The organism is Niallia sp. FSL R7-0271, from assembly GCF_038005785.1.
GTDB lineage: Bacteria > Bacillota > Bacilli > Bacillales > Cytobacillaceae > Niallia.
The window spans coordinates 3,271,470-3,283,878 of the sequence record NZ_JBBOTZ010000001.1 but is presented as its reverse complement, the minus strand read 5'-3'; the positions used below and the strand labels follow the sequence as shown (position 1 = coordinate 3,283,878).

Below are 12,409 nucleotides of genomic sequence, written 5' to 3'. Positions count from 1 at the left end.
GATAAATACACAGGGGAAAGGTGAGGAATAATAGTGGAGAATATACAGCCAATTGATCCTATTGCATTTTCAATAGGAGGCCTTGATGTCCGGTGGTATGGAGTAATCATCGGTACCGGACTCGTTCTGGCTTTGATTTTGGCCATTCGCGAAGGAAGCAGAAGAGGGCTTGGGAAGGATGATTTCCCTGACCTAATGCTATGGGCCATTCCAATTTCTATCATATCAGCACGTATTTATTATGTTATTTTTGAATGGGACTACTATAGTAACCATTTAGGCGATATACCGAAAATTTGGAATGGCGGTATTGCTATTCACGGTGCATTGATTGGAGCAGTTGTTACCACATACATATTTACAAAGAAAAGAGGCATTTCTTTCTGGAAAATGGCGGATATTGCAGCTCCAAGTATTATTTTAGGTCAAGCAATTGGCCGCTGGGGCAATTTTATGAACCAGGAAGCTCATGGTGGGGAAGTCAGCAGATCATTTTTAGAAGGACTTCATTTACCTCCATTCATTATTGATCAAATGTATATCAATGGTACGTATTACCATCCGACATTTTTGTATGAATCGCTATGGAATATCGTTGGATTTATCATTTTAATTGTTTTAAGAAGAGTTAACTTGCGAAGAGGCGAAATCTTCTTAAGCTATGTTATTTGGTATTCAATCGGCCGCTTCTTTATTGAAGGTATGAGAACAGACAGCTTAATGGTTGGCGACCTTAGAATGGCACAGCTTATTTCCCTGGCGCTCATTGTGTTGTCGGCACTTGTCGTTGTTTACAGAAGAAAATCAGGATTGGCAAGCGAGCGTTATTTGGAGAATAGTAATTAGAAGTGAAGAAAGGAAGATAAGATGAACGGAAAAATTAATACACTGTTGTTTGATTTAGATGGAACACTTATCGACACAAATGAACTAATTATATCCTCCTTTTTGCATACATTGGATTTCTACTATCCTGGCAAATACATTCGTGAGGATGTTATTCCTTTCATGGGTCCAACGTTAATGGAAACGTTCGGAAGTATTGATGCCAAGAGAGCAGAAGAGATGGCAGCTAAATACAGGGCGTATAATTTAGAAAACCATGATAGAATCGTGACAATATTTGAAGGTGTTTATGACACGATAAAGATTTTAAAGGAAAACGGCTATAAGATTGCGATTGTGACCACAAAGCTGTCTGATGTAGTTGATATGGGACTAAAATTGACGAAGCTGGATGAGTTTTTTGATGTGATTGTCGCACTTGACCATGTAACAAAAGCGAAGCCGGACCCAGAGCCTGTTTTAATGGCTTTGGAGAAGCTCGGTTCTTCTCCTGAAGAAGCAATTATGGTAGGTGACAATTCTCATGATATTCTGGCAGGGAAAAATGCCGGAACAAAAACGGCAGGGGTAGCATGGACATTAAAGGGAAGAGAGTTCTTGGCATCATTGGAGCCTGATTATCTTTTGGATAATATGAGAGATTTGCTCTCTATCGTTGAAGTGGAAGTAAAATGAGAAAAACGACGCGCTATCCGGTGAGCGGGCCGAACTCTTTATGGCATGTCTATAAGACAGTCCCTTTTCTGAAGGTAATTAAGAACTTTATCGTCATCCAGCTTGCTAGATACACTCCTTTTTTGAAAATGAAGAATTGGATGTATCGAAAATTATTGAAAATGACAGTTGGCAAAGAAACTTCCTTTGCCTTGATGGTTATGCTGGATATCATGTACCCGGAAAAGATAAAAGTGGGCAAAAATACGGTCATCGGTTATAACACCACGATTTTGGCACATGAGTATTTGATTGAGGAGTACCGGCTTGGCGAAGTCATTATTGGTGATGAAGTCATGATTGGTGCGAACACGACGATACTCCCCGGCGTGGAGATCGGCTCTCATGCTGTTGTTTCAGCAGGTACACTTGTACATAAAGATGTTCCTGCCGGCAGCTTTGTCGGCGGCAATCCGATGCAAATCATCTATACAGCAGAAGAGATGGAGCAACGGAAACAAAATAGTCCAAGCTATGTAGTAGAAGAATAAGGCAGGGCGACTCTAATGATGAGTCTTATTTCAAAGATATTGGCTAACCGTCATGTTGTTTTGAAAAAGAATCATATGCTAGAGTTGCCTTTTTTATAAGCGGAAAAGTCAGAAAAAACGGCTTTTTTACTTGACCAAAAAGAAATGGAAGAGTAAACTACAAATAACCTTTAATTTGTTAGCATATTAGCGAACTAAAGCATTCGGAATATTCTTCTTTATGAGGTGTATATAATGAGCAGCTTATTTATGTTTGAAAAGCCGTTAGGCATGAGAGACAGCTTACCTGAAATTTATGAAACGAAATATATGATAAAACAAAAAATGGATAAAGAGATTAAGCAATGGGGCTATCAATTCATTGAAACACCAACATTGGAATACTACGAAACAGTCGGTGCAGCCTCAGCCATTTTAGATCAGCAGCTTTTTAAACTGTTGGACCAGCAAGGGCATACATTAGTGCTGCGACCGGACATGACAGCACCGATTGCGAGGGTGGCTGCTTCAAAGCTGCTGAATGAAGACTTGCCGTTGCGCCTTGCGTATAACGCTTCGGTTTTCCGAGCACAGCAAAGAGAGGGCGGCAGACCGGCAGAGTTTGAACAGATTGGTGTTGAGTATATCGGCGACAAGACTGTAAGTGCAGATGGTGAAGGTATTGCCCTGATGATTTCTTCATTAGAAAAGGCAGGTCTGAAAAAATATCAACTGTCTGTCGGCCATGTTGGCTTTGTTCAAGCGTTCTTTGAACAAATTCTCGGAACGAAGGAAAGAGCCGATGCGTTGACTAAATACTTATATGAAAAGAATTATGTTGGCTATCGTCAGCATGTCGCAAGTCTTTCCTTATCCAGCATTGATAAGCAAAGACTGAATGACTTTCTCAAGCTGAGGGGTGGAGAGGAAATTATCCCGCTTGCATACGATTTAATCGAAAATGGCAGTGGAAGCAAAGCGATTGATGACTTAAAGCAGCTATGGGAAATTCTTGTAGACTATGAAGTGGAGAATCAAGTGAAGTTTGATTTGACGCTTGTCAGTCATATGAGCTATTACACGGGTATCCTTTATGAGGCTTATGCAGAAGGAGTCGGGTTTCCGATCGGAAGCGGAGGCAGATATGATCTACTTCTTGCCAAGTTCGGCAAAAACACCGGTGCTACCGGATTTGCTATCCGCATGGATCACTTGCTCGAGGCTTTAGGCAGCCTTGTTAACAAAAGCGATATTCACTGCATTCTGTTTAGTGCGGACAGAAGAAAAGAAGCATTTGAATTAGCTAAACAAAAAAGAGCAGACGGTCTTAAAGTAATTACCCAAGATATAAATGGTGTCGGCAATGTGGATGCATGTACTAAGCAGTATGACGAAATTACTTTGCTTGTCGGGAAAGCAGGAATGGAGGTTGTCAAATGAACGATGTTTTAACAATTGCCATGCCAAAGGGCAGAATTTTTGAAGAAGCAGCAAAGCTGTTGCGGGAAGCAGGCTTCCAGCTTCCTCAGGAATTTGACGACTCCAGAAAGCTGATCATCGACGTGGAGGAAGAAAATTTTAGGTTCATTTTGTCGAAACCAATGGATGTTCCGACATATGTTGAACATGGTGTAGCTGATTTGGGCATTGCGGGCAAGGACGTTATGCTCGAAGAGGAAAGAGATGTTTATGAGCTTTTAGATTTGCAAATAAGTGCCTGTTATTTGGCAGTGGCAGGCTTGCCGAATACGGAATTAAATGAAATTGCCCCAAGAATTGCAACGAAATATCCGAATGTGGCAGCAGCCTATTTTCGGGAACAAGGCTCACAAGTAGAAATCATTAAACTAAATGGCTCCATTGAGCTTGCTCCAATCATTGGCTTGTCAGACCGAATCGTCGATATCGTATCCACTGGCAAAACACTTGTGGAAAATGGGCTTGTCGAGTACGAGAAAATTGTTGATATCACCTCCCGTCTTATTGTCAATCCAGCAAGCTACCGGATGAAGGATAAGAGAATAAGCGAGTTAGTTGATCGTGTCAGCAGGGTAGTGAAAGCAACAGTGCAAAACTAGTATTTTTGGAGGGGAGACCCGAAGGTGAAAATAGTAAATGGTGTAGACAGTTCCTATTTAAAGCGCTCAGTTGACGCAGGAACAGAGGAACAGCGACAGATTGTAAAAGACATAATAGCTACAGTGAAAAGCGAAGGCGATAGCGCATTAAAGGAGTATACACTCCAATTCGATAAAGCAGATTTATCTAACCTCCGAGTCAGCACAGAGGAATTAGAGGCTGCGTATGAAGATGTTGACAAAGACATGGTCCAGATCATCCAAGAGGCCGCCGAAAATATTCGTGCATATCATCAAAACCAGCTTAAAACATCTTGGATGATAACAAAGGAAGACGGCACCATTCTCGGTCAGAAAATAACATCTTTGGATTCTGTTGGTGTTTACGTTCCCGGCGGAACAGCAGCATATCCATCCTCTGTACTGATGAATGTTGTTCCTGCCCAAGTTGCCGGAGTCGACAGAATCGTGATGGTATCACCTCCAAATGCAGACGGCAAACTGCCAAGTGCAGTTTTAGTAGCTGCTCATATTGCCGGTGTGAAAGAGATTTATAAGGCAGGCGGAGCACAAGCAGTTGCTGCACTTGCGTATGGTACAGAAACGATTAAAAGTGTTGATAAAATTGTGGGACCTGGCAATATTTTTGTCGCATTAGCTAAACGAGAAGTATATGGCGATGTTGATATCGATATGATTGCAGGACCGAGTGAGATTGCTGTTCTTGCAGATGATACAGCAAATGCAAATGAAGTAGCTGCAGACTTATTATCACAGGCAGAGCATGATACAAGAGCATCTGCAGTGTTAGTGACAACCTCTCGTAAGCTTGCTGAACAAGTAGCAGCAGAAGTGGAAGAGCAGCTAAGTGACTTGCCGCGCAAGGAAATAGCTGAAAAATCAATCAATGATTATGGCTTAATTGTATTAACAGATACAATGGATCAAGCGATTGAATCTATTAATGCTATTGCCCCAGAGCATTTAGAAATTATCACAGACAATGCCTTTGAATTGCTTGGCAGAATCAAGCATGCAGGCGCTATTTTTATCGGCCGTTACAGTTCAGAGCCGGTTGGAGATTATTTTGCCGGTACAAACCATGTGTTGCCAACAAATGGAACGGCTAGGTTCTCCAGTCCGTTGAATGTCGACGATTTCCAGAAGAAATCCAGCATTATTTCATACAGTGAAAAAGCATTTGAACAAAATGGACATAAAATAGCTGCCTTTGCCCGTCTGGAAGGCTTAGAAGCGCATGCCAGAGCAATCGAAGCAAGAAATAAAAACAGGTAGCATCTTTTACAGGAGGGTTAAAAATGGGAAGAACAGCAGCGGTAAGCAGGAAAACAGGAGAAACAAATATCCAATTGTCCTACAATATTGATGGCGAAGGCATCTCCGAAATTGATTCAGGTGTACCTTTTATGAACCATATGCTTGATCTTTTTACGAAGCATGGCCAATTTAACTTGACCGTTCAGGCTAATGGAGACATAGAGGTCGATGATCACCACACAACAGAAGATATCGGCATATGCCTTGGGTTGGCACTAAAGGATGCACTTGGCGACAAGAAGGGCATTAAACGTTACGGTAACAGCTTTGTGCCGATGGATGAGACATTGGCTCAAGTAGTTGTCGATTTAAGCAATCGCCCGCATCTGGAGTTTCGGGCAGAATTCCCAAGCAATAAGGTAGGTACATTCGATACAGAGCTTGTCCATGAATTTCTGTGGAAGTTTGCATTAGAAGCACGTATCAATCTGCATGTTATCCTTCACTATGGCCAAAATACGCATCACATGATTGAAGCAATCTTTAAGGCGTTGGCAAGAGCCCTTGATGAGGCGACAACCATTGATCCTAGAGTAAAAGGAATTCCATCTACGAAAGGAATGCTGTAAATGCTTGGAATCATCGATTATGGCATGGGCAACTTATTTAGTGTGAGCAAAGCACTGGAAAGATTGGACATCCCTTACTTTATTTCTGAGGACAAAGAAAAGCTGATGGAAGCAGATGCTTTAATTCTTCCTGGTGTAGGGGCGTTTAAGGATGCGATGGTGAAGCTGAACGAAACTGGCCTGTCTGACATGATCCGTGAATATGCGAAAAGTGATAAACCGCTGCTCGGCATATGCCTTGGCATGCAGCTGCTTTTTGAAGAAAGTGAGGAGCATGGCCATGCAGAAGGATTGCACTTACTGCCAGGGAAAATCGTTCGTTTTCCAGGGGAATCGGCAGAAGGTGTGAAGTATAAAGTGCCTCATATGGGCTGGAATCGTCTCCATTTCAAAAAGAATTCTGATGCTACAACAGGTCTAGAAGATGACTATGTTTATTTTGTTCATTCTTATTATGCAGAAACAGATGATGAAATCATTATCGCCAGCAGTGAGTATGACAAGGAAGTACCAGCAGTTGTCGGAAAAGGCAATGTGTATGGCATGCAGTTCCACCCAGAAAAAAGCAGCAAGCTTGGGATGGAATTATTGAGCGGCTTTACGAAGCTTATAAAGAAAGGATGAACAATATGAGCTTTACCTTATATCCTGCCATTGATATGAGAGGCGGCAAGTGTGTCCGTCTCCTTCAAGGAGATTACGATAAGGAAACTGTTTACGGCGATTCTCCCTTTGATATGGCCAAAAGCTTCGCAGACCAAGGAGCAAAATGGATACATATGGTCGATTTGGATGGAGCAAAAGACGGCAAAAGAGTGAATGATTCCTTTGTAATAGAAACAGCAAAAAAACTTGGTGTTTCTGTGCAAATCGGCGGAGGGATTCGTACTGAGGAGGATATTGTTCATTATTTGGATAATGGGGTTACACGTGTCATTATCGGCAGCATTGCTATCTCCAATCCTGATTTCGCAATAGAGATGATAAAGAAATACGGCAGTGCCATCGCCCTTGGCATTGATGCAAAAAATGGCTTTGTCGCCACACATGGCTGGATTGAAACCTCTGAAATAAGAACAGTTGATTTAGGGAAAAGATTTGCCGATGCAGGTGCTGAAACCTTTATTTTTACAGACATTGCTACAGATGGAATGCTCAGTGGTCCTAATTTACTAGCAGTCAAAGAATTGGCGGCAGTGACGAAGAAGGATGTTATTGCTTCTGGAGGAGTCAGCAGCTTGGAGGATTTAGTTGCCCTAAAGCAATATTCCAAGGACGGTGTCGCTGGAGCAATTATCGGCAAAGCATTATATGAAGGGCGCTTTACATTGCGAGATGCGCTTAATGAGGTGGAAAGATAATGCTGACGAAAAGAATCATTCCATGCCTGGATGTTAAGGACGGGCGTGTCGTAAAGGGTGTGCAATTCGTGCAATTGCGAGATGCTGGCGATCCTGTTGAGCTTGCTCGGTTTTATGATGAACAGGGAGCAGACGAGCTGGTATTTCTCGACATTTCAGCATCACATGAAGGCCGCAAGACGATGGTTGAGGTGGTTAAGGAAGTTGCTTCTGAGCTTGCAATTCCCTTCACTGTCGGCGGAGGAATTAACTCTCTTGATGATATGAAAAGGACTTTGCGTGCAGGAGCTGATAAGGTTTCACTGAACACAGCAGCTGTTACAAATCCCAGCCTTATCAAAGAAGGAGCAAACTTTTTCGGTTCTCAATGCATCGTTGTTGCCATCGATGCAAAATATGATCAAGAATTGGGAACATGGAGAGTATACACACATGGCGGACGCACCCCTGTTGATAAAGATGTTATTTCATGGGCGAAAGAAGCGGTAGAGCTTGGAGCAGGCGAGATATTGCTGACGAGCATGGATTCAGATGGAGAGAAAAAGGGATTCGACTTAGCCTTAACGAAAGCCGTAAGTGATGCGGTTTCTGTTCCTGTTATTGCTTCTGGCGGTGCCGGTGATGCAGAGGATTTTCTTGATGTGTTCCAAGAAGCAAATGCAGATGCAGCACTTGCTGCTAGTATTTTCCATTATAAAGAAACCTCCGTGCATGAAGTCAAAGGATATTTACATGAAAGAGGAGTGCTTGTGAGATGACAGTAGACGAGCTGAAGTTTGATGAAAAAGGACTAATACCAGCAATTGTTCAAGATGCCGCAACAAAAGAAGTGTTAACTTTGGCATACATGAATAAAGAATCTTTGGAAAAATCATTAGCAACAGGAGAAACATGGTTTTACAGCAGATCAAGGAATGAGCTTTGGCATAAAGGAGCAACAAGCGGAAACACACAGCAAATTGCCGAAATTAAATTTGACTGTGACAAAGATGCCCTTGTAGTGCTAGTTAAACCAAATGGGCCTGCTTGCCATAATGGAACGGTTAGCTGCTTTGCTGAAAGTTTATATCAAAATAAGGAAGCCGCGATTGAGGAATTGGCAAACTATCAAATTTTGAAAGACTTGGAAGCTGTTATTCAAGAAAGAGAATTAAATCGTCCTGAAGGAGCATACACGACTTACCTGTTTGAAAAAGGGGTCGACAAGATCCTGAAGAAAGTCGGTGAAGAGGCAGCTGAGGTTATCATTGCAGCCAAAAACCGTGATACAGAGGAACTCAAATGGGAAGCGTCTGATCTTCTCTACCATCTGTTTGTATTGCTGAGGGAACAAAATCTTCCTTTTGCCGAAATACTGAAGGTTTTGGAAAATCGTCATCAAGAGAAATAATCATACAACTGTCTGATGGATTTTGAGCACTCAGCTTTATTCCTGAGGGCAGTTTTTTGTATGTTAGAATAATAATTGCTTCGGTATCATGGAAAGAAACATAGAAGTGTCATATTTCCAGTTATGTATATGTATTTTCTAGAAACAGCCTTCTCCGCATCCTTTGAAGTATGGTATACTACATAAGTTGAAGCAAAAGAATTGCTCTACGTGAGTTTAAATAGATTGTGGAGGATTATATGAATAAAGACTCAAATACTTTACAACCAATGGGTAAACTTATTACATTTAATCCTACAGGCGAATATTATTTTTCCAAAGGCATTAAAGCATATCATCAAAGAGATTATAATAAATCATTGAAATATTTGCAAAGAGCGATGCAGCTTGACCCAGGAGAACCGACAATTCTTTGTCAGCTTGCGATTGTTTATGCAGATATTGGAGAATATCAAAAATCCAATGAACTGCTTCATCTGATTATTGAAGAACTGGATGAAGAAATGGTGGAATGTTATTATTTCCTTGCAAATAATTATGCGCATTTAGGATTTTTCAAAGATGCTTATTATCACGCGAAATTATATTTAAAGCTGGAACCGGACGGAGAGTTCCGGGAAGATACAGAGGATTTGCTTGAGGTGCTAACATTAGAGTCTGATGATCTGGAAGAAGAGGAGCCTTATGAAGAGGAAGACCTAATCACCAGGCAGGAACAGGCAAGAGAACTTCTGGAATCAGGCAATTTCAACAGAGCTGTTGAAATGCTGAATAAAGTGATTTCTGATTACCCCGAATACTGGTCTGCTTATAATAACCTGGCACTGGCTTACTTTTATCTAGGTGAAGTAAAAAAGGCGAATGGCATTTTAGAGGATGTGCTCGAAAAGAATGCTGGAAATCTGCACGCCTTATGCAATAAGCTAGTATTTGCTTATTATGAAGGCAATAGTGAGAATATCAGTCAGCTTACGGAGATTTTGAAGAAAATCAAACCGATTTCTGTCGACCATCAATTTAAGCTTGGCACGACTTTTGCTCTTGTAGGGGAATATGAAGCAGCTTATTTCCTACTGAGAAAGCTGCAAAAACAAGGTTATACAGAAGATGCTACTTTTTATTATTGGCTGTCTGCCTCCGCTTACTTTGTCGGCAGGACGAAATTTGCACAAACGGTGTGGGCAAAAGTCCTTGAGCTGAATCCGGAAAAAGCGGGACATGAACCTTGGAAAGAAAAAGAAGACAGAGTTAACGGCTTCGAAGATCATATGCCTTCCATTTTAAAGAGATATTCCAGCATACACCAAGAGGAAAGACTGTTTGCTGTGTTCCTTACTTCCATTTCGAAAAATAAGGATGCAATCCTTTCTTCGGAACAAATGAAAGACAACAGTACGTTCACTTCATTAGAGAACGAGTATCTTTCATTTGTAAAGACAGGTGCAAGCACTAATACTATCCTGCTGAATGCACACAATATTGCTGAGATTATTTACAGCAAGCACCGCCCGATTGGAACGATTGAGGCTGGCCTTTATTTAATGTGGTTTTCTGTTTTCATTCAAATCTTTCAAGCAGGTGAGAAAATGGATAACAGCAGTGCTTTGGCAGCGGCAATGGATTATATTTGGAGCAAGTACAGAAATGAAAAGACTTCCCAAAAAGAAATGGCAAGCCTTTACGGTCTGTCTACAGCAACGTTGCAAAAATATATTAAAATCATTAAAAAATATAATGATTGATAAAGAGAATTCCGCCATTGGAGAGACAATGGTGGAAGTTTTTCTTTTGTGAGCAAATATTTGGACTAAAGAGACTGTGTCTAATAGGATAGTATTAGATGGTAATACTACAAAGAGTGAGCTAGTATTTAAAGCGTGCGGTCCTGACGCGTGCGTTAATGAATATAGAGTGTTTAGATAAAGGAGTGTTTAAAAGTGGCGGAAGAAAAAATTTATGACGTAATTATTATTGGTGCCGGTCCAGCTGGTATGACAGCAGCTGTTTATACTTCCCGTGCCAACCTTTCCACATTGATGATTGAAAGAGGTATTCCAGGCGGACAAATGGCAAATACAGAAGAAGTAGAAAACTTCCCTGGATTTGAAAGCATTCTTGGCCCGGACCTTTCTAATAAAATGTTCAACCATGCAAAAAAATTCGGTGCAGAATATGCATATGGCGATATTAAGGAAATTATTGACGGGAAAGAATATAAAACAGTCAAAGCAGGTTCAAAGGAATATAAAGCAAGATCCATTATCATTTCGACTGGTGCTGAATACAAAAAAGTCGGTGTTCCTGGCGAAAAAGAATTGGGCGGCCGCGGAGTTTCCTATTGTGCAGTTTGTGACGGTGCATTCTTTAAAGAAAAAAGGCTGTTCGTCATCGGCGGAGGAGATTCAGCTGTAGAAGAGGGCGTTTATTTAACACGTTTTGCTTCACAAGTAACAATTGTTCATCGCCGCGATGAATTAAGAGCACAAAAAATTCTGCAAGACAGAGCGTTTGCTAACGATAAAGTTGATTTCATCTGGAATCACACAATTAAAGCAATTAATGAAAAAGACGGAAAAGTCGGCAGTGTAACACTTGTTTCTACAACGGACGGCACAGAGCAGGAACTTGCTGCTGACGGTGTGTTCATCTATATCGGAATGGTGCCTCTGTCTAAACCGTTTGAGAACTTAGGCATTACGAACGAAAATGGTTATATCGAAACAAATGACCGTATGGAAACGAAAGTACCAGGTATTTTCGCGGCAGGAGACATTCGTGAAAAAACACTTCGTCAAATCGTTACAGCTACGGGAGACGGCAGTATCGCTGCTCAAGCTGCACAGCATTATGTGGAAGAGCTTGCTGAATCATTACAACAAAAGGCGTAATGAAAAAGCTTTCAAAGTGTTACTCTCTTTTAATTGTACTGTAACAGTAGTGAAATATAATTCGGGTAACATAATAATAGAAATTGACCCCCTTTTAAGATATATATTTTGGTGCATAGGCATAACGCCTATGCTTTTTTTTTGCGCTTTATTTAAAGAGAAATAGCAGAACTTATTTGAAGAAGGCATTTTATTGTGGGTGTTTCACAATAATAGTATAATATAAGAACTAAGCAGTAGTTTCATGCTACATAGAGATTACAGAATGTTTGAGGTGATAATAGTGCAGCGTGTGACGAACTGCCTGTTACTGAAGGATAATAAGGTGCTCCTTTTGCAAAAGCCAAGAAGAGGCTGGTGGGTTGCTCCAGGCGGTAAGATGGAGCCAGGGGAGTCTGTAAGAGACTCATGCATCAGAGAATTCCGAGAAGAAACAGGTATATACTTAAGAAATCCCAATATTAAAGGAATATTCACGTTCATTATCAAGGATGGCGACAAAATAACTTCTGAATGGATGATGTTCACCTTCTTCTCCACAAACGCTGACGGAGTTCATGTGGATGAGTCTGAAGAAGGAAAAATAGTTTGGCATGATATTGAAAATATCAAAAATCTGCCGATGGCAGAAGGAGACTATCACATCTTGGATTATATGATTCACGGCAATGGAATTATATATGGAACATTCACATATACGCCTGATTTTGAACTGATTAGCTACCGGTTGGATCCAAGCTAAAACATTAAAGGGG

At 41.1% G+C, this 12,409-nt stretch carries 14 protein-coding genes; all 14 read left to right on the top strand.

Features of this window, described 5'->3' with window-relative positions; genetic code table 11:
- Positions 1-30: 30 nt before the first annotated feature.
- Positions 31-846: a prolipoprotein diacylglyceryl transferase gene (gene lgt / locus MKX82_RS16805; protein ID WP_341079574.1), complete on the top strand. Its 816-nt coding sequence runs from the start codon at positions 31-33 to the stop codon at positions 844-846.
- Between the two features lie 21 nt (positions 847-867).
- Positions 868-1,521 carry a pyrophosphatase PpaX gene (gene ppaX / locus MKX82_RS16800; RefSeq protein ID WP_341078608.1) on the top strand — a complete coding sequence of 218 codons (654 nt, stop codon included), beginning with the start codon at positions 868-870 and terminating at the stop codon, positions 1,519-1,521.
- The gene (locus tag MKX82_RS16795) at positions 1,518-2,051 is read left to right on the top strand and encodes an acyltransferase (protein ID WP_233316618.1); all 534 of its coding nucleotides are present in this window, start codon (positions 1,518-1,520) and stop codon (positions 2,049-2,051) included. Before ppaX ends, MKX82_RS16795 begins: the two co-directional genes overlap by 4 nt.
- A 234-nt stretch (positions 2,052-2,285) precedes the next feature.
- Complete coding sequence (locus MKX82_RS16790) at positions 2,286-3,470, top strand: ATP phosphoribosyltransferase regulatory subunit (protein WP_341078606.1); 1,185 nt, start codon at positions 2,286-2,288, stop codon at positions 3,468-3,470.
- On the top strand, positions 3,467-4,108 hold the full coding sequence (gene hisG, locus MKX82_RS16785; RefSeq protein ID WP_192486575.1) for an ATP phosphoribosyltransferase: 642 nt from the start codon (positions 3,467-3,469) through the stop codon (positions 4,106-4,108). Before MKX82_RS16790 ends, hisG begins: the two co-directional genes overlap by 4 nt.
- Positions 4,109-4,132: 24 nt before the next feature.
- Complete coding sequence (gene hisD, locus MKX82_RS16780; RefSeq protein ID WP_341078602.1) at positions 4,133-5,404, top strand: histidinol dehydrogenase; 1,272 nt, start codon at positions 4,133-4,135, stop codon at positions 5,402-5,404.
- 23 nt (positions 5,405-5,427) lie between these two features.
- Positions 5,428-6,015, top strand: coding sequence for an imidazoleglycerol-phosphate dehydratase HisB (gene hisB / locus MKX82_RS16775; protein ID WP_237941894.1), 588 nt, complete (start codon positions 5,428-5,430; stop codon positions 6,013-6,015).
- A complete protein-coding gene (hisH, locus tag MKX82_RS16770; RefSeq protein ID WP_192486578.1) occupies positions 6,016-6,639 on the top strand; it encodes an imidazole glycerol phosphate synthase subunit HisH in 624 nt (207 codons plus the stop codon). It abuts the gene before it with no gap.
- A 5-nt stretch (positions 6,640-6,644) separates the two neighbouring features.
- On the top strand, positions 6,645-7,376 hold the full coding sequence (gene hisA / locus MKX82_RS16765) for a 1-(5-phosphoribosyl)-5-[(5-phosphoribosylamino)methylideneamino]imidazole-4-carboxamide isomerase (protein WP_341078599.1): 732 nt from the start codon (positions 6,645-6,647) through the stop codon (positions 7,374-7,376).
- Positions 7,376-8,134, top strand: a complete 759-nt coding sequence (gene hisF, locus MKX82_RS16760) for an imidazole glycerol phosphate synthase subunit HisF (RefSeq protein WP_251644738.1) — start codon at positions 7,376-7,378, stop codon at positions 8,132-8,134. Before hisA ends, hisF begins: the two co-directional genes overlap by 1 nt.
- Entirely contained in the window at positions 8,131-8,766 is a 636-nt protein-coding gene (gene hisIE / locus MKX82_RS16755) for a bifunctional phosphoribosyl-AMP cyclohydrolase/phosphoribosyl-ATP diphosphatase HisIE (RefSeq protein ID WP_192486581.1), read from the top strand. The genes hisF and hisIE overlap by 4 nt, the downstream gene beginning before the upstream one ends.
- Before the next feature lie 239 nt (positions 8,767-9,005).
- Positions 9,006-10,508, top strand: a complete 1,503-nt coding sequence (locus tag MKX82_RS16750; RefSeq protein WP_341078593.1) for a tetratricopeptide repeat protein — start codon at positions 9,006-9,008, stop codon at positions 10,506-10,508.
- A 195-nt stretch (positions 10,509-10,703) separates the two neighbouring features.
- Positions 10,704-11,654: a thioredoxin-disulfide reductase gene (gene trxB / locus MKX82_RS16745; RefSeq protein ID WP_192486583.1), complete on the top strand. Its 951-nt coding sequence runs from the start codon at positions 10,704-10,706 to the stop codon at positions 11,652-11,654.
- 283 nt (positions 11,655-11,937) lie between these two features.
- Positions 11,938-12,396, top strand: coding sequence for an NUDIX hydrolase (locus MKX82_RS16740; protein ID WP_192486584.1), 459 nt, complete (start codon positions 11,938-11,940; stop codon positions 12,394-12,396).
- Positions 12,397-12,409 lie beyond the last annotated feature (13 nt).

What these genes read in the sequence shown, in the direction of transcription:
- ppaX (WP_341078608.1), top strand. Translation starts at nt 868, where the DNA reads ATGAACGGAAAAATTAATACACTGTTGTTTGATTTAGATGGAACACTT.
- MKX82_RS16795 (WP_233316618.1), top strand. Translation starts at nt 1,518, where the DNA reads ATGAGAAAAACGACGCGCTATCCGGTGAGCGGGCCGAACTCTTTATGG.
- MKX82_RS16790 (WP_341078606.1), top strand. Translation starts at nt 2,286, where the DNA reads ATGAGCAGCTTATTTATGTTTGAAAAGCCGTTAGGCATGAGAGACAGC.
- hisG (WP_192486575.1), top strand. Translation starts at nt 3,467, where the DNA reads ATGAACGATGTTTTAACAATTGCCATGCCAAAGGGCAGAATTTTTGAA.
- hisB (WP_237941894.1), top strand. Translation starts at nt 5,428, where the DNA reads ATGGGAAGAACAGCAGCGGTAAGCAGGAAAACAGGAGAAACAAATATC.
- hisH (WP_192486578.1), top strand. Translation starts at nt 6,016, where the DNA reads ATGCTTGGAATCATCGATTATGGCATGGGCAACTTATTTAGTGTGAGC.
- hisA (WP_341078599.1), top strand. Translation starts at nt 6,645, where the DNA reads ATGAGCTTTACCTTATATCCTGCCATTGATATGAGAGGCGGCAAGTGT.
- hisF (WP_251644738.1), top strand. Translation starts at nt 7,376, where the DNA reads ATGCTGACGAAAAGAATCATTCCATGCCTGGATGTTAAGGACGGGCGT.
- hisIE (WP_192486581.1), top strand. Translation starts at nt 8,131, where the DNA reads ATGACAGTAGACGAGCTGAAGTTTGATGAAAAAGGACTAATACCAGCA.
- MKX82_RS16750 (WP_341078593.1), top strand. Translation starts at nt 9,006, where the DNA reads ATGAATAAAGACTCAAATACTTTACAACCAATGGGTAAACTTATTACA.